This is a genomic window from Sphingomonas sp. AP28, from assembly GCF_056680455.1.
Window position 1 is genome coordinate 3,857,738 of sequence record NZ_CM155283.1, and the last position, 17,488, is coordinate 3,875,225.

The following is a 17,488-nucleotide window of genomic DNA, read 5'->3' on the forward strand; positions in this document are numbered from 1 at the left end:
GTCGAATGCCGTGGGAATGGCTAGCTGCGCGGTGCAGCCCCGGTGAAGGCCGCGGCGATTGCGGCGTGCATCGGCTTGGCGACGAACGCTGCGTCGTATGGGCAGGGGCGGCGGCGAGCCTTGTCCTTGCGCGGCTCGAAACCCTCGATCCAGCTGTAGCGGTCGGTCATGCCCCACAACAGCACGTCCTTCAGCGCCGGGTAGGCGAACATCAGGTCTAGATAGCCGCGCGTGAAGTCGGCCACTCCCTGATCGCGTGCGGCGACGTCGGCGGGAAGATTGTTGTCGCGGACGTCGAGTTCGGTGATGACGATGGCATAGCCCATCGCGGTGACGGCATCGATGAAACGACGCCAATCGCCTTCCAGCGCGGCGATCGTAGCGCGGGTGTCGGTGCCTTGCGTGACGAGGTGCGACTGGACGCCGAGCGCGTCGACCGGAACGCCGCGCGCCTTGAACCCCTCCAGCAGCTTGAGGACGCCGGCGCGGTGCTGTGCGTTGCCCGGCTCCCAGCTCATATAGTCGTTATAGACGAGTTGGGCGTGCGGGGCTGCGGTGCGCGCCGTGTGGAAGGCGAGGTCGAGCGTCGCCTCGGGGCTGCCGAGTGCGCGGGACAGGGCGGTCGTGTACAGCGTGCCGTCGGCGGGGGTGACCGCCTCGTTGACGACGTCGTAGCTGCGGATACGCGTACCGTAGCGCTGGCATACCGTGGTGATGTGCCGGACGAGCAACTGTTCCGCCGCACGCGCAGGCGTCGCGCCGAAATCGTGGGTCTCTTCCCATTTCGGCATCCATTTCGGCTGGTGCCACAGGAGGTTGTGGCCGCGGACGGGCAGCGCGTTGGCATCGGCCCAGGCCATCATCGCGTCGAACCGCGTGAAGTCGAAGGTCGTGGCGCTGGGGCGGAGCGCCTGCCACTTCATCTCGTTCTCAGGCACCAGCAGCCCGCAGTCGCGCTTCATAAGTCTCGCATAGGCCGGGTTGGCGAACGAGCCGCGGTCCGCGCCGGGTTCGCTCCACGCGAAACAGGAGCCGAGGCGCATGCCCTTGGCTGCTGCTAGCGATTGCAGGCTCCCGTCGGCCCCCGTCGGGCGCAGGATCGATCGCGCCTGCGCATTCGCCGTAGCGCCGGCAGCCGCGAGCCCCGCCAGCATGCCCAGTCCGTCCCGTCGTGTAATGTCCACGAAGCATCCTCATTATATTTTTGTGATAGCGCTATCGTTGTTAGATATCGGGACGATGTCAATCGCTTACCGGGCCGCCAAGGCCTGCGCGCCGCCAGGCCGTAGGCGGGTGACGCAGGCGGGTGACGTGGCGGGCGGCATGAACTAGATCGACATCATGCCTGGGCTCTTCGATCATCTTATGCCGGCGAAACGCTGGACGCCGTCGCGGTACCGTGCGTTGCTGCGTGCACGGGGGCCACGGTCCGTGCAGTTCCGCACTCGTGCGGCGATTCTTACGGGCGCGATCCTGATCGGGGTGGTCGCGACGCTGTTCGCCGAAGCAGCGGACTGGGCGGCGGGGGTGTTCGCCGGGTACGCGCAGAGCTGGCACTGGCTGCCGCTGTTGACGACGCCGCTGACGTTCATGGCGCTGGTCTGGCTGACCCGGCGGTACGCGCCGTTCGCGCGGGGATCGGGTATTCCGCAGGTGATCGCGGCACAGGCCGATCCGAACGAGGCGACGCGGACGCTGATCTCGCCGCGCACCGTCGCCGCCAAGGCCGTGCTGACGATCGGCGCGGTGCTGGGTGGCGCGTCGGTCGGGCGCGAGGGGCCGACGGTGCAGCTTGCCGCGGCGGTGATGGGCGCGACGCACCGGCTCGTCCGCGTACCGTTGCGGGGCGGCGTGCTGATCGCCGGTGGCGCGGCGGGTGTCGCAGCCGCGTTCAACACACCGCTCGCCGGGCTGTTGTTCGCGATCGAGGAACTGGCGTCGGCGTACGAGCAGCGCGTGACGCTGCTGGTCCTCGCGGCGATCGTCATCGCCGGGATGGTCGCGCAGTCGGTGCAGGGCGACTACATCTATTTCGGCGCGATCGGCGCGCATATGCCGTTGCTATCGGCGCTGCTGGTAGCACCGGTTGCCGGGATCGCCGGCGGGATGGCGGGCGGTCTGTTTTCCCGCACGCTGCTGGCGATGGCGCAGAGCCGCAACCGCATGACGGCCTGGACCCGCGCCAACCCGGTCAAGTTCGCTGGGGCGTGCGGTGCGGTCGTCGCGGTGCTGGGCGTGTTCACCGGCCTGACCTGGGGAACGGGCTATTCCGCGGCGCGCGCGATGATCGTCGGTGTCGATGCACCCTTGTGGTTCGGACCCGCGAAGTTCGTGGCAACCGCCGCGACCGCGATCGCGGGGTTGCCGGGCGGGATCTTCGCGCCGTCGCTTGCGGTCGGTGCTGGCGTCGGCAATCTGCTCCGCGAAGTGTTTCCCGGCGAACCCGCGAGCGCGATCGTGATCCTGGGGATGGTCGCGTATTTCGCGGGTGTCGTCCGCGCACCGCTGACCGCGGTCATCATCCTGTCGGAGACGACCGCCAGTCGCGGGCTGATGCTGCCGATGTTCGCGACCGCGTTCATCGCCGATGCGGCCAGCCAATGGGTCTGCCGCGAGAAGCTGTACCACGGGTTGTCGAAGACGTTCGCGATGCCCGGAACGTCGAAAGCCCCTTAAGGCCCGATATCGATCGCCTGCGCCTCGGCGCGTTTGGCGGATGCCTTGGCGAAGCCGAGTTGCTCCGCGATCGGATCGTTCCAGCCGTAAGGATCGGTCCGAAACGCGACCTTGCCGGCATCGTCGACATAGACGTTGTGGTAAAGCAGCCGGACCGGAATGCGGCGGGGCAGGGGGACGAAGCTCGTCTCGCCCGAATCCTGCGCCGTCTGCCACGCCTCGCCGACGCCTTCATCCTCTGCGAGTATGCGTGCGAACCCCAACGCATCTTCGACGCGGACGCAACCATGGCTCAGATGACGCTGGCTGCGATCGAACAAGCCCGGCGCGGAGGTGTCGTGAAGATAGATCGCCTGATCGTTCGCCATGTCGAACTTGACCATGCCCAGCGCGTTGCTCGGCCCCGGCTGCTGGACGATCCAGCCATCGCGGACGACCATGTTGTGCGCGGTCAGATACTCCTCGCCGACATTGGCCATCTCGCCGTTCTAGATCGATTTGGGCACGGTCCAGGTAGGATTGGCAACCAGACGATAGATCGGTGACGACAGCGCCGGCGTCTCGCGGCCGGGTTCGCCGACGATCACCTTGCGCTGATCGATCATCGTGCCGTCGCGGTAGTAGCGAAGTTGTGCGGCGGCGGTGTTGACGTCGATCCGCGTGGGCGGCGGCGTTCGTGCCAGCCACCGCCGCCGTTCGAGCCCGACCGCGAGCGCGCGCGCACGATCGCCCGCACCAAGGTTCAGTACCTTCAACGTCTCGGGTCCGACCACGCCGTCTGCGGCGATGCCGTAGTCGGTCTGGAGCCCTTTCAGCGCCTCGGCCATTGCCTGCGTGTAGATCATTGGTGCCGCGGTCGTCGGCGTGGTCGCCGTCGGCGAAAATGGCGTCGGTACGGGCGCTACGGCGAGCGGGCCGGTCGACGAGGGAAGATATCCGCTTTCCGCGAGCTGCTCGACGATTGTGGCGACGCGCGCGTCGCGGTTGCCGACGCGGATGACGCCGGAGGGTATCGCCTGCACGGGCGTTGCGGTCGACGCCTTGGCGCTGAACGCGAGATACGCGTCGGACAGTTGCTTATACTCGGCATCCTGCGGTGGGAGACCGTCGAACCAGGCGACGAGATCGCCCCTGGCCAGCGCGCGCGACAGCCCGGTGGCGAGATCGACCTTGGGGCGGGGCAGCGTGTAGACCTGATGCAGCGAGGCGGGGTCGACGCGGCCCTGTGCGAGCGCGCCGGCATAATTGAGTGCGGCCTTGGTTCGCGCGGCATCGTCGACGGGCGGAGCGCCGTCGGCGGGTGCGGGAAGGAACTCGACCCGATCGAGGCCGTGGCGCGCACGGTCGGCAAGGATTTGATCGAAGGCCGCTATGTTTGCCGCGGTCCAAGCGGCCTTGGTCGGAGTGGCCTTGCCAACTGCCTTTGGTGCCGACTTCGACGCGGTGCGGGGCTGGCCTTCCGCGATGGCCTTTGTTGGGGCGATGGGCTTGGGCGCCGGGGCAAATCCACCGAGCGCCAGAGCCAGGACCGGCATGCAACCCAGAGCGAGCTGCATCCGTAAAGTTCGTACTGTCATCGGTGGATAACGTTTGGACCGTTCGATGGGCTCACATCAGCGGCGAATTTCTCGGTTCCTGGGTTCGGCTCCCGTCGATCAGCCGAAATCGAAAACGCCGCCGGGTGGTGCCGCGACAAACCTCTCGCGGGGTATCGTCGCTGCGTCCAGCGCCTCGCCCAGCGCGATTTGCGGCGCGTCCCGTGCTTCGTCGGTCAGCTGGAACGTGCCCCAATGGATGCCGAGCGCCTGTTTCGCATCGACCTCGCCGAAGATCCGCACCGCCTCGGCTGGATCGACATGCTGCCCGGCCATGAACCAGCGCGGGGCGTAGGCGCCGATCGGGATCAGTGCGACGTCGGGCGCGCCAAGACGCTCGCGGATCTGGCCGAAGATCGCGCCATTGCCGTACGCTGTATCGCCCGCGAACCAGATCGCACCGGCGGGTGTGTCGAGCCAGTGTCCGGCCCATAAAGCCATCCGGACGTCGCTCGGCCAGCGGTTCGCCCAGTGATAGGCGGGCGCGATCGTAGTGGTAATGCCGTCGCCGATCGGCAGGCGGTCCCACCAGTCGCCGACGACGCATCGGGCGTCGGGCACCGCGGCGTGCAGGATCGTATCGTTGCCGAGCGGGAGGGCGAACAGGGGCGTATGCGCCACCTGGAGCCTGCGCAAAGTGGCGACGTCGAAATGATCGTAATGGCAGTGGCTGATGAGGACGACGTCGATCGGCGGCAGGTCGTCGAAGGCGATACCGGGCGCCGCGACTCGCTTTGGCCCGGCGAACGAGACGGGACTCGCGCGCTCCGACCAGATCGGGTCGGTCAGGATGTTGAGCCCGGCCACCTGGATCAGCAGCGACGCGTGCCCGATCATCGTGATGCGGATGCCGTCGACGCGCGCGTCAGGCTTGGCCGGCGTGACCGGCACCGAGCGCGGCCATTTCGCGACACCGGGCGCCAGCTTCCACCGCAGCACGTCTTTCAGGCCGCGGTCGGTCGGCGCCTGACCCGGATTGAAGAACCGGAGACCATCGAAATGGTCGGACGGGGGGCCCTGGTAATAACGGTTCTGCGGCATGCGCCTGCCTAGCCCGAAGCCCCTCGGCCGCCCAGACGCTACTTCGCGTTCTTCACGTATTTGTCGAACCACGCGATCGACCGCTGGCGGACGTCCGCGGACTGTTCGGGGCCCGTCACGCAGTGGCCGGCGTCGGGATAGATCACCAGGCTGACGGGGACGTTGCGATCCTTCAGCGCGTGCCACCATTCGATCGACTGGGTCGGCGGCACCTCGATATCGCGCTCGCCGACATAGATAAAGGTCGGCGTCCGCGCGGTCTTCGCGTGATAGATCGCTGAGACGTCCTCATACGCCTTCATGTCGTCGTACATCGACTTGCCGAAGAACGGCAGCAGCCACTGGTCGATGCCGTTGGTGCCGTAATAGCTGACCCAGTTCGACAGGCCGGCGCCGGCGACGATGCCCTTGAAACGGTTGGTCTGCGTGTTGGCCCACATCGCCATGAACCCGCCATAGCTGCACCCGCCGAGGCCGAGGCGCTTGTCGTCGACCGGGGCGACGCGCTCGACCGCATCGACGCCGGCCAGCACGTCGCGCAAGTCGCCACCGCCGAAGTCACGCTTGTTCGCGGCGGTGAATGCCTCGCCCTGGCCGTAGCTGCCGCGCGGATTGGGCAGGAAGACGTAATAGCCCGCCTTGACCAAAGCGGCGTTGAGCGAGGTCGGATAAAGATAGCCGGGCGTCGAGGCCGCCGATGGGCCGCCGTGGACGATCGTAATCATCGGGGCCTTGCCGGCCGGCGCGGTGCCCGAGGTGGGGCGGGGCGCGAGCAGCCAGCCCTGGACGTCGAAGCCCTCGTTCTTCCAGCTGATGCTACGCGCTGCGGCAAGCGCGGGCATCGCGTCATTGTCGTGCGTGATCTGCTTCACGCCCTGTCCCTGGGGGTTGAGCGGACCTGCGTAGATCGCCGGTGCGTGCTCGTAATCCTGGACCACGGCGGCGGCGATCCGTCCGTCGGCGGAGAAAACGGCGCGGCCATCGCCTGCGCTCGAGCTTGCCGGCTTGGCAAACCCCGACACGACCGGCTGGCCGGGGGTGAGCGTGCCGAACTGCATCTGGTCGCCGGCCAGCGTCACCGTGCGCAGGCCACCGCGGGTCCAGGCGATCGTCGTCACCGTCGACTTGGCGCCGGCGGTGACGTTGCGCGGGGTGCCGCCCTCCAGTCCGACCGTGAAGACGTCGCCGCCGATCGATCCGAAATCGCTCATCAGGCCGCCGACATAGGCGACGGTGCGACCATCGGGGGACACGCGCGGCTGGTTGATCTGCGTCGTCGGCTTGGCAATCGAGCGGACCGCGCCGGTCTGCGCGTCGATCGCGTCGAGCGTCGCCACCCACCAGTTGTTGTCGCCATTGCCGAGCGCGGTGGTCGCGACGAACCCGCGGCCATCGGGCGTCCAGTCATATTCATAGACGTAGCGCCCCGCCGGCGAGAGCGGCGTCACCGTCGTCGTGGCCTTGGCGATGTCGAACACCGCGAGGCGTTGCTCGTCGCTCTTCTCGCCGATCTCGCCAATCATCCGGACACCGGCCTGCGTCGCGCCCGATTCCTTGGCGGCGCCGAGCGTCACCAGCAGCGCGATCCGCTTGCCGTCGGGCGACACGCGCGGCGTCTGTGCGATGCCGGCGATGGTCGCGACGGTGCGCGTCGCCTTGGCGTCGGCATAGGTCAGCCGGACGTTGCCCGCCACGGTGTCGCGGACCAGAAATACCAGGTCGCCATTGGGCGCGAAGGTCAGCCCCGCATAGCTGCACGTCGCGCACGGATCGATCGTCCGCAGCACGCGACCGTCGGCGACGCTGCGGAGCGTTACGACACCGTGCGCACCGCTGCTCTCGACGGTCGCGGTGCGATCACCGGCGGGGGACAGCGCGAGCCCGCCATATTGGTGGGGGACCTGCGCCGACGCAGGCGCGGCGGTCGCGAGGAGAAGGGCGGCGGTGACGGTAAGGCGCATCGGGGGCTCCGGCAGGACAGCGGTTGCCCCTGCTTAGCGCGTGACGGATCCGCGGCAAGCGGGTGTCGTCGCCAGGCCGTCCGAAGACCGCGCGCTGCGGCGCGGGAAGTAGCGGAACGTCTGGCGAACATCTTTCGGGGATAATCCGGGACAGTTCGGGTGCGTTGTCGCCGCGTTCCGCCGTTTGTTGCCGCTTAGACAGATACCGCTTGCACTCGCAAAGGTGCTTCCCCTAAGGGGGCGCCTCGGTCGGGGAGTGGCGCAGGCTGGTAGCGCACCTGGTTTGGGACCAGGGGGTCGCAGGTTCGAATCCTGTCTCCCCGACCATCGCGCTGAAGTCGTATTTTGCGCCTCAATATTGGCATTCAAGACAATCCGTTTCCTCGCCGAACCTGATTTGAGGCGGCAAAGGATCCTTCGCCAATATGACCGAGCGGCGGTATTCATCCGTCCACCGCAAGGCAAACGCAGTCTTGGACTCTAGGTTTGCGATCGGCTCGTCGTGATTTTGCCGAACATCAGAGGCACGGGCATACGCTTCGCCGTATCGATCCAGCACTGCTCAAGCTGGAACGCCGCCGCGCAGAAGGGCGAGTATCTAGAGCGGAGGGCTTTGGCGCCGCGACACATTAATCGCCGGCCGCTAATCTGCCGAGCGACGCCGAGACTTTGATCGGGTGTTACTCAACCACCCGATCCTGCGAAAAGCTGTCGCTCAATCGACGTATCGATCGTCGCGTCGCGGGGCGGTAGCTGCCACCCGTGGACCGTTCGTAAGCTACACCTTACCGAAATCGGCGACGACCGGATGAACCTGCGGCCTGGTCGCAGCGGTACGATTATCCCGCAGAGGATTGCGAAGGCTGACCGTGGAAGGCGCTGGTTTGTGGGGTTGGCGAGTCTGCCTACACACAACACTGGTCACCCACATTTGCAGGCGAAGCTTCCCCAAACCGTTCAGGAACGTTGTCAGGCAGTTATAGGTGGCATCAATGATACGCCACAACCCGAAGCTCGCCACGACCCAGAGGGCCGGGTGGATCGCGTCGCCCACCCACAAGGGTATGACGAATGGAGCAGTCAGCGTTAAGAGCGTGGCAACGACCGCTGCACCTCCGGCGGTCAACAACAGTGAATTGCGGAATGCGATGCGCACCCAATCCAGATCACGGCGACTGATCGCCTCTCGATAAGCCGGCCATAGCGGTTGGAGCGCAAAAGCGGAGAGAATGCCTATGATGCTGAACAGGCGCTCGGGGATCGCCCATTGCGGTACGGATACGGCACCCATGGACCGCGCAACGATGACGGAGTCATAGCCGAAGCTCAGCGAGATCACGAGTTGCAGGAAGAAGAACGCCATCCCGGTGCGCAACAGCGTCTTCGTCATTGCTGCCGATACCGAGGCAAGCCTGGGCCGGATTTCGGGCCGGCGAACGAAAAGAAAGATCGAGTTGAGCAAATTCGCGATGACGCCGCCGCCCATGAACGCGAGGATGAGGATGGCGACGTCGGCCCGCATCAACACGGCCAGGACTATCAGCAGCAGCGACAGGATACTGCCGACCGCCTGCCACAGCGCCGCGGTGTAGCCCTGCTGCATTCCCGACTGGATCTTGGTCGCCAGCGACAGCGGAATATTGACGGTAAAACAGGCCGCGAACGCAAGGAGTGCATACGGCAACTGCGCGATCGTGTCGGGCTGGTGGATGGCCAACGCCTTCGCCCAGAAGGGCTGGAACGCACTCAAGCCGAGGCCGATCATGATCAACAATGCCAATGACGAGACCATCACATATGCGGACGCGATTGCCCTCCGGATCGCCTCATGATCATCGCGTCCATTGTTTTCGGCAATCACCGTCAGAAGCCCGTTTCCGAGACCGAGATCGGAGAAGGACACCGCCATGTTGAAGGAACTGACGATCATCCAGAGCCCGAACCGCTCCGCGCCAAGATAATGCAGGGTCATTGGATAGGAGACGAACATCGTCACCATCGCGACGAGCCGCCCGGCGATGCCGACGCCGCCAGATAGTCGAATGTTGCGGAGTCGGCTGGCGCGATGGGCTAGGTGTTCAGACACGGACGCGCCTCCTGGAGTTCACGGCTATCGATCGGCGACGTGGGGATGTGCTTCGCGACGTCAGAAGCCTGGCCACTGCGGCACGACGGTGCCCGTCTCGACAGCATCGAGAATAGCAAGGAACCGGCGAGCGCCGGCGCTGGCAGATAGCTCGCGCTGGCCCCATCCCTGACGCTTCACACGATGTTCGATATCTAACAGGCCATCCGCGTTCGCTTGGCGGGCCGCTTGTACGATGGCGTCGGCGGTAACGACTGTAAGAGTTGTTCCCAGAGACGCATCGACGATCGCGGCCGAGGAGCCCGCAAAGCGGCTGACGATCGCGAAGCAGCCGGACATCAGCGCCTCGCTCACGACAACGCCCCATCCGTCGGCAGTCGTTCGCGAAGGCAGAACGAGAATATCGGCAGACGCGAACACTTCGGCCAGCTTTGCGCGCGGGACCACGCTTAGGAAACGGATCGTCGGATCGCGACGCGCGGCGGCCATGATGTCCGCCTCGACGATCCCCGTGCCAGCGAAAAGCTTGTCGAACTCCAAAAGCTGCTCCGCGGCTTCCAGGAACGCATCGCATCCTTTTTCACCCACGAGCCGCCCGATATAGGCGATCGTAGGACGTTGCTCGGCGTTCGTCCCAGCGACGGCAGCACGCATGTCCATGGGATCGACGAAATACCCGAAGCGAAAGATACGGGAGCGCGGATAACCAGCGAGCTGGAACCAACGTGGCCCATTGGCGCCGATTGCGAGGATGAATTCGGCATGCCGCCGTAGTGCTCGCTCGGTCAGCCAGCTTTGCAGGAGCCGCACTTTACCGGCGCCACCCTCCAGTACGCGCGGTTCCGAGCATAAGCCAAACCGGGCGCGGAACTCGATGGCGCATCTCAACCCGAGGACGATCGAGGGCGCGTGGCGCATTCCCGAAAATATGTGGATCGCGTCAGGATGCTCGACAAATATCGCGCGAATCCGTTCGGGCGTCGGCGCCACGATCAGTTCGAGATCGGAATCCTCATCGACGTTCCAGCCGAGTTCGATGCGCTCGCGTCGGAGATGTGCGTCGGAAACATAGATGCAGCGTTCGACCTCAGGTTGCACTTGCAACTGCCGAATCCAGTCCAGCTTGTGCGGCGAGACTGTCGGCTCCCAGAAAACCAGCCGGCGCATCTTAACGCCCGGCCGTGAGGAAGTTCAGCAATCGCTCCCCGACCCGTGCGGCGGACTGCGTATCAAGGATCATCAGGCGACCGCGCTCCGCGATCGCGGCGTAACCGGGCCGGTCGAGATTTATCGCGTGCAGCGCGGCAACCAGATCCTCGGGCTTTTCCGATGGGAGGATCAGTGCGGTATCGCTGGAGAACAGCGTCGGCACATCGCTTACCGGGGTGGAGCAGAGCAGGAGGCCGCGGGCGGCAATCTCGATGACCTTCGATGGGAATGTGCTCTTGCCAACCTCATTGCTTTCCAGCTTGAGGCATAAGCCGACGTCGATTTGCGAAAGAAGCGCCGCGTAATCGGTGTTTGTCAGATCCTGCGAGAGGACGAGAGCGATATCGGTTTCTGCCAATAGACGCTGCAACATATGCTTGGCATCGGGCTGGAAGTGTCCCGTCACGAAAAATCGAAATTGATCGCGTGCTGGATCGATCGACAACATTCGCAGAGCCTCGACGAATACCGCCAAGCCGGTGTCGATCTGTATGGCGCCGCCGAGGAGGACGTTGATCCGTTCGCCCGAAAAGCGTGGCGCGGCGTTGGCTGCCACATCCTGAAACCAAGACGCGACGCCGTAAACGGGCAGGACATTGTCTAGACCGACATATTCGACCAGCTTGCGCGACGCGACCACGTGACGTGGAGCGCACAGCAAACGGAGCGCGCGGAACGCCCAGCGGTTCATCAATCCGCGAGCGCCTTTCTCGTCGGGACGTGGCGCATCCTCGATGTCGATCACGCACCTGCGCCCAATCGCTGCGCGCCAGGCGGCCAACAGCAGATATTCGGGGAAAAAATTGTAGAACAGGACCGTATCCTGACGGCGGATCAGGTGCGCGCCGCCCCATGCAAGCACCGCCATCGACACCAGTCGCCGGATCCCGGCGCGCCCCCAACCTCGCAACTGGTAGCTAACCGTGCCGCCGGCGCGATGCTGGCTTAGCCAGTTGCGACCGACCTCGGTTCCGACAGGCGAGATCGCCAACACGACGGGAAGGGCGCCCGCGGCATGCAACGCCGAGCAGACGCCGAAGACCTTGTTGCGAACGGCGGGAATGCCGAGGTCCGCATCGGGGCCCAGATAAGCGGGGGCGATGTAGAATATTCGCGGTCGTGTGTTTGCGATCACCTACAGGCTCCTTGCGATGCGGCCGGGAACACCGAGGACGAGTGTGTCGGGGGCGAACTGGACGCCACGCACCAGCGTGCCGGCACCGACGATGTTACCACCCTCAAGAACCGCGCCACCGAGCAGAGTCGAGCGGACACCGATCCAGCAACCTGCGCCGATCACTATGTCGTTGCCTCGACCCGCGCCCGCGCGGCGGGAGGGCTTCCCGATTTCGTGCGTGCCGCACATGAAGATGACGTCGGGCGCGATATCGCAATTATCGGCGATGCGGACGACGGTATCGGACGACGTGATGAATTTGGTATTCAGCCCGATCCAGCAGTCGCTGCCGATATCGATTCCCCCACCACCGAAAAATTGGACACCGCCACAGATATTGGTGCCGCGCCCGATCTTTATGCCAAGTTTTATAAGTACATAGCGTTTGAATTGAAAACATCTAGTTGGGGGAAGCAAGAGAAGAATAATATTCGCCAACATGTATCGCATACTGTTAACGACCTTCGCATCCGATGCTCTACCGTCCTCTTATCGAATTGTGGGCCCAGTACAACGAGGATTGTTCTAGAGATATTGTCATATCTAGATGAGTAAAGTTTTTACGCAGTGGAGGTGGGGGCTTGCCGGGATTGCCGCAATCGCCTCCGGCGTCCCGCGGTATAGCCAGCAACCATGCCGACGCTGCACTGCAGACCGTATAATGCGAACACCGGTGCGACCGCGCAGCATATCGCGATCCCGATCCCGTACAGCCAGTACATCGCCCGATCCGGAACGTACGCCGAGGATATGAGCAATAGACAGAGGGGGAGAAAGCGTAGGGCCAACCCGAGCAGGCCACCCTCGATCGCGGCTTGAAAATAGGAGGACTCCCCGTTGGTGTAGAGGGCTTCTGCGCCGAGATTACCGTTCGTCGTCCCGATACCATGACCGACGATCGCCTCACGCGGGGAGGACTCTGCCAGGATCGCGATCGACTGCTGCCAGAGTTCCAGTCGGCCGGAGTTGGACTGGGACGATGTCGTGCTGTCGCCAATGCGCGCGAGTTGCTTAGCTACGTCGTTGCTCTGGAGTAGCGGCGCTGCGAGCGCGAAGATGGCTGCCAGCGCAATCAGGAGCGATCGACCCCAACCTCTGGCAACCACGGCAAACGCGCACAAACTGCAAGCGAGCATCACGAAGGCAGCCAACGAGGCGGTTGGAATAGCGGAGACGATCAAGGCAATAGTTGCGAGAACCTGCCAGAAGGTGTTGATGCGTGCGCTGAGTGCCAAGCAATAGAATCCGGCGAGCGTCGGCATCACGCCAGTCGAAGTGACGTAGACGAGGGCGAACCGCTGCGCCTCACCCGTCTTGTCACGCAGCTCCGATTCGAGCGTAAGTTTCAGAAAATCAAGCAGATGCGTCGTCAGCTGCAACCACAATCCGACTGCCGACAATATGATCAGGGATGCAAAAAGACGCCCGAGCTTGGGTCTGTTTTCCAGATCTATTGACTGTGCGAACACGAAAAACGGAACCCAGCCGACGAAAAAGAAGATATTGTAAGTCGTGGAAGCGACCGGCCTGCCCAGCGTCAACGTATTGATGATCAGGATGGCTGCGATCAGCAGGCAAAATACGATCAGCGCTCCACGAGTGGTGGCATGACGCACGCAAGCATAAACAAAAAGCAGGCCAATTATCACCTGTTTCCAGGCAGATAGGGGGCCAGAGTTCAGTAGATAATTCCCGATGCCCTGCATCGATAGCAGAAGATAGGAACTGATGACTATTGGAATCTCGAACATGAGCATTTCCCGGAATGAGCCGCCGTCGATTTTGCGGATCGGGTCGTAAGGAATGGCTCGACAAAGGATTCTTATAGCCTAGGCACAAGCTCCACGTAACCGAAGAGGCCGGCCATGTCATCTTTGCGCCGTCCAAGTTTGCCCACCCGCCGTACCGTATTGGGGTCTGCTCTCGCTTTGGCCTCGCAGGGAGCAAGTTCGGCAGTTGGCAAAGGCGCAGCGGTAGCGCAGCGCTCACGCGTCGATGTCCGCGATTTCGGCGTGACGGGCAGCGGCAATCAGGACGATACTGCCGCACTCCAGCGCGCACACGATGCTGCGGTCATGGTCTATTACCCAGCCGGTACGTACCTCTTCTCCGCGTTGCATCTCCGCAAAGGCGGTATCGCCGGTGATGGGCCGTCGACGGTTCTGAAACCGATGGGCAGCGGGGGTGCCGCTGCGATCACGCACACGGGCGGCGGCGCCGACCCGGCCGCCGTGCCCATTTTTCGGGACTTTTCGATCATAGGCTCCGACGACTCCACGGGGCCGCGGGTGGCCCCGATGTCGGCGATCCGGATCGGTGCAAGCGCGGTGCATACATCCTCGCTTTTTGCGCAGATCGAGAATGTGAAATTTCGACGATGGCGGACGTGCATCGATACCCTCAACGCCTCGTCGTTCCGCATCATCAACTGCGATTTTTTCTTCTACGCCGATCAAGCGGTGCTCGTCGGAAACGGTATCGATGGCGACGCGGGCGACAGTCTCGTATCGGGATGCCATTTCTTCAACGGCAACAGCACTTTTCAATCTCTCGGCGTTGGTATCTTGCAGCGTTCTTCAGGCGGGTTGCGGGTCGTGGCGAACAAGTTCAACGGCGGTCGATCCGCGTACATGATGGAACTCGAGGCGAGCACTTCCATCCTGATCATCGAATCCAACTCAATCGAGCATTCGGGCGAAGCGGCCATCAGATTGACCAACCGCCGCAACCTTAAAGCCTCTCCCGTACGATTCGGGCAACTGGTCGTCACCGGGAACCAGTTTGCGCACAACAGCATGGATGTCGCGATCGAGGACATCGCCGAATTCGAAAATGCGAGCTATTGGGACGGCTTGCTCATTGCCAACAACGTGATCTTTCGCGAGACCGACAATGCCTCGATGACGATCTCTTGCGCGCGCGATGTCTCGGTTTCGGGCAACATGTTCTTCGGTAATGGACGTCGCGATGTGCGATTGGCTCCTTCCGTTGTCCGCGGTCGGATCGACGGAGTATCAACGCGCTGACGGATTGCCAATCAAGGCGGCGCCAGGCTGATGCTGGCGGCTTGATTGAGCCAGCTTCCACCGAAAACGTACGGCATAGTGGCGAATTCTGGCGGGCACATCGAAACCAAGCGTGGCAAACAGAGATGGCGCCTCATCCGTCGAGAAGAGGGTGCCCCGACCACTTCCATAACCATCCATGTCGCGCTCTGTGTCGATCGCATAGCTGATGGTCGGGTTCGATCCGGTGGGTACATCCGTCAGTTCGAGTTCGACCGTATCGTGGGCAGCCAATTTGACCGACGCGATTCGTACGGAACCGTTGCTATCGGAAAAGACGAACCCGTCATTGGGGATGGGCGGCATGGTTTCATGATCGAATGCCATGGGTCCGCCAGGAACCGCAAAACTCAACGTCACCGTTTTGCCGCGCAAAATGCCTGCGGTCGGCAACAAGGGCACGAACCCCTTACCCTCGATCAAGCGGGAGAGGACCAGGCCGGCAATGTCACCCAGCATCATTCGCCCGAGACTGCCGACGTGGTTGGCGTCGCCGGGCAGGTATCGTGCTTGATAGGTAGGGCCTATCATCACGACGCGGGCATCCTTGTCGTGGCGCGCGAAGTCCAATTGTGCTTGCTCGACCCCACTGGCACCCGAGTAGCCGTCGCCTTGGTTGACCTGCTGTATCATGAAATATGGAGGCTCGCTCTGGCCGGTCAGCTTCACGATTTCCGCGGAAAGGTTTGTTTTCAGCCGACGCAAATCCGCTTCGTAGTTTGGGGACGGCGTTTCCCCTTGGATCCACAGGAGCGCGAACACCTGGAACTCGCTTCCATTCGCTTGCGCAACTGACATCGCTCGTCTGACGTCAGCGAGCACATTCGCCTGATTGTGATGACCATTACCATCGAAGAAGGCCGGCAGAGGCATCCCGTCGTCGAAGTCGGTAAAAGCGTAGATCGAACGGCTTCCTTCCGATCTCCGGAGTTGAAATTCCGTTGCGAACGCGGTCGTCGTCGCGCGCAACGGACCGTTCATTGGCGTCGCGATGTCGCGGAGTGGGACAAACCGGGTGAATGCCGATCGATCGGACGCGCGTGCGCCGCGTGTCCAAAAGCCAGTGCTGGCGCCGATCACCGCGTCTGGAAACAAGGCGCGGCTGAACGGCGGTTGGTCTGCTCCACGGCTACCGGCATTGGACTGGCCGATCACGTAGAGACCGAGAATTCGGGTGGGTCGGGCCGACGTAGCGGCGGTCAATCCCAACAGCAGCGACGCGGCGCAGAGCACGCGAAGCGTCGATGTCACGTGCCCTTTGTGTCGCACTGGCATTGCTCCCTCATGTCGTGCGCCAGGCAATCAGGCGCCTGCCATAGAGAATGAAGCGATCCTCGATCAGCCGCTCGGAGATACGCGCTGCGGCATAGGTCAGCGCGACGATCGCGATGAAGGCTAGCGGAAAGGCAATGTTTTCCCACCGCGCAAGACCTGGTAGCTTCGCCAGTGCTAACTTCGCGCCGAATTTCGCTAGCACGAAATGGAACACGTACATGCTGTACGATGCTTGGCCGATACGTTCCAACAAGCCGACGCGTGTGACGGTACCACGCAACACGTTGAACAAAAACGCGAATGCAACAGCACATACTAGCGGCAGAACTACCAGATGCTCATAGCGTAGGCAGTAATATCCGATCGAAGCGAAAACGACGAAGGCTATCGAATCCCGCAGCGGACTAAGTGTCAAAACCCTTCCGGAGATGGCATAGTACAGCAATGCTCCCGTCATGAAGACCGGAAGCTGATTGATGATAAAGCAATACCAAAATCCGTTGTTACTATATGGTCCAGCCCAAGAAAACAGGGCGACAGCGCAAGCGAACGTGCCAGCGACGCACAGTGCCGGGCCGACGATCCCCAGTCGCGCGTTGATTGACGAGAGCGCCGCAAAAAGAGCCGGAAAAATCGCGTAGAAGATCATCTCGGTGCCGATCGACCAGCCACCAGGCACGACGGAATTGAACGCGGCCGGAACGAAGCCATGTAAAAAAGCTGCGTTCGCAATCACGCTTCCAGCGGAATAATCAAATCCATTATAATTCGTGAGGTGCAATACAGTCCTCTGGAAATAGTTCAGAGAAGCATAGATAATGATAGCGAGCCAATATAACGGCGCAATCCGAAATACCCTCCGTATATAGAAGTTACTGATCCATCTATATTGATAGCCTCGGTGGTCGATCGATCGGAACAATGTGTAAGCAGATGCGACGAAGAATAGCTGAACGCCCATTTGTCCAAACGCCATAACATGCCGTATAATCGGGGCCATGTGGACGAATTGCTGCGATAGGTGAACCGCCATCACCATGAGAATCGCAATGCCACGCGACGAGTCGACATACGCAAGGCTGTGAACTTTGCTCTTGAGATTTTCAGCGGCGTCGATTTCGTCTGCCTTCGTCGCGCTTTGAATTGTCATCGATTTTCCTGATTTCGCGGCGTCCGGAATCGGCGCGTCTTGCGCAGTCTCATGATATGCTGCAAGTGCGAATAGCAGGCTATTTGTTATAAGGGCTATCGAATAGTCGAATATTTATAGGGCCTATTAATAGTGTTCGCAAAATCAGCAGGTTATTCGATTAAATGGCACCGCTCGTAAATATTGTGAAAGTGTGAAGTACCAATGCTGAACGCGTAAACTATCCTGAATGATTTGCGTACGACGCCCGTTC

General features: G+C 62.4%; 12 protein-coding genes, 1 tRNA gene and 1 pseudogene. 3 read left to right on the top strand and 11 right to left on the bottom strand.

Features of this window, described 5'->3' with window-relative positions; genetic code table 11:
* Window positions 1-20: 20 nt before the first annotated feature.
* On the bottom strand, window positions 21-1,184 hold the full coding sequence (locus AC1MH0_RS17825; RefSeq protein ID WP_480963855.1) for an endo-1,4-beta-xylanase: 1,164 nt from the start codon (window positions 1,182-1,184) through the stop codon (window positions 21-23).
* Between the two features lie 157 nt (window positions 1,185-1,341).
* Between AC1MH0_RS17825 and AC1MH0_RS17830 the strand changes: the two genes are divergently transcribed.
* Window positions 1,342-2,676 carry a chloride channel protein gene (locus AC1MH0_RS17830; protein WP_480963856.1) on the top strand — a complete coding sequence of 445 codons (1,335 nt, stop codon included), beginning with the start codon at window positions 1,342-1,344 and terminating at the stop codon, window positions 2,674-2,676.
* Here the strand turns inward: AC1MH0_RS17830 and AC1MH0_RS17835 are convergent.
* The 3 genes and pseudogenes from AC1MH0_RS17835 to AC1MH0_RS17845 all read right to left on the bottom strand — a co-directional run bounded on the left by AC1MH0_RS17835 (window position 2,673) and on the right by AC1MH0_RS17845 (window position 7,273).
* Window positions 2,673-4,253 (bottom strand): annotated as a pseudogene (locus AC1MH0_RS17835) (L,D-transpeptidase family protein). The gene AC1MH0_RS17830 and the pseudogene AC1MH0_RS17835 sit on opposite strands and share 4 nt — an antisense overlap.
* Window positions 4,254-4,331: 78 nt before the next feature.
* A complete protein-coding gene (locus tag AC1MH0_RS17840) occupies window positions 4,332-5,312 on the bottom strand; it encodes an MBL fold metallo-hydrolase (RefSeq protein ID WP_480963857.1) in 981 nt (326 codons plus the stop codon).
* A 38-nt stretch (window positions 5,313-5,350) separates the two neighbouring features.
* Window positions 5,351-7,273, bottom strand: coding sequence for a S9 family peptidase (locus AC1MH0_RS17845; RefSeq protein ID WP_480963858.1), 1,923 nt, complete (start codon window positions 7,271-7,273; stop codon window positions 5,351-5,353).
* Between the two features lie 250 nt (window positions 7,274-7,523).
* Between AC1MH0_RS17845 and AC1MH0_RS17850 the strand changes: the two genes are divergently transcribed.
* Window positions 7,524-7,600, top strand: a tRNA-Pro gene (locus AC1MH0_RS17850).
* 451 nt (window positions 7,601-8,051) lie between these two features.
* Here the strand turns inward: AC1MH0_RS17850 and AC1MH0_RS17855 are convergent.
* From AC1MH0_RS17855 to AC1MH0_RS17875, 5 genes are all read right to left on the bottom strand, one after another.
* Complete coding sequence (locus AC1MH0_RS17855) at window positions 8,052-9,359, bottom strand: lipopolysaccharide biosynthesis protein (protein WP_480963859.1); 1,308 nt, start codon at window positions 9,357-9,359, stop codon at window positions 8,052-8,054.
* Between the two features lie 60 nt (window positions 9,360-9,419).
* On the bottom strand, window positions 9,420-10,526 hold the full coding sequence (locus AC1MH0_RS17860; protein ID WP_480963860.1) for a glycosyltransferase: 1,107 nt from the start codon (window positions 10,524-10,526) through the stop codon (window positions 9,420-9,422).
* 1 nt (window position 10,527) lies between these two features.
* Window positions 10,528-11,559, bottom strand: coding sequence for a glycosyltransferase family protein (locus AC1MH0_RS17865; protein ID WP_480963861.1), 1,032 nt, complete (start codon window positions 11,557-11,559; stop codon window positions 10,528-10,530).
* Window positions 11,560-11,703: 144 nt separating this feature from the next.
* Entirely contained in the window at window positions 11,704-12,186 is a 483-nt protein-coding gene (locus tag AC1MH0_RS17870; RefSeq protein ID WP_480963862.1) for an acyltransferase, read from the bottom strand.
* Window positions 12,187-12,305: 119 nt separating this feature from the next.
* Complete coding sequence (locus tag AC1MH0_RS17875) at window positions 12,306-13,496, bottom strand: O-antigen ligase family protein (RefSeq protein ID WP_480963863.1); 1,191 nt, start codon at window positions 13,494-13,496, stop codon at window positions 12,306-12,308.
* Window positions 13,497-13,610: 114 nt separating this feature from the next.
* Between AC1MH0_RS17875 and AC1MH0_RS17880 the strand changes: the two genes are divergently transcribed.
* Window positions 13,611-14,771, top strand: a complete 1,161-nt coding sequence (locus AC1MH0_RS17880) for a right-handed parallel beta-helix repeat-containing protein (RefSeq protein WP_480963864.1) — start codon at window positions 13,611-13,613, stop codon at window positions 14,769-14,771.
* Here AC1MH0_RS17880 and AC1MH0_RS17885 read toward each other — a convergent pair.
* Together AC1MH0_RS17885 and AC1MH0_RS17890 are read right to left on the bottom strand one after the other, a co-directional pair.
* Complete coding sequence (locus AC1MH0_RS17885) at window positions 14,760-16,061, bottom strand: hypothetical protein (RefSeq protein ID WP_480963865.1); 1,302 nt, start codon at window positions 16,059-16,061, stop codon at window positions 14,760-14,762. The genes AC1MH0_RS17880 and AC1MH0_RS17885 overlap by 12 nt on opposite strands.
* A 31-nt stretch (window positions 16,062-16,092) precedes the next feature.
* Entirely contained in the window at window positions 16,093-17,235 is a 1,143-nt protein-coding gene (locus AC1MH0_RS17890) for an acyltransferase family protein (protein WP_480963866.1), read from the bottom strand.
* Window positions 17,236-17,488 lie beyond the last annotated feature (253 nt).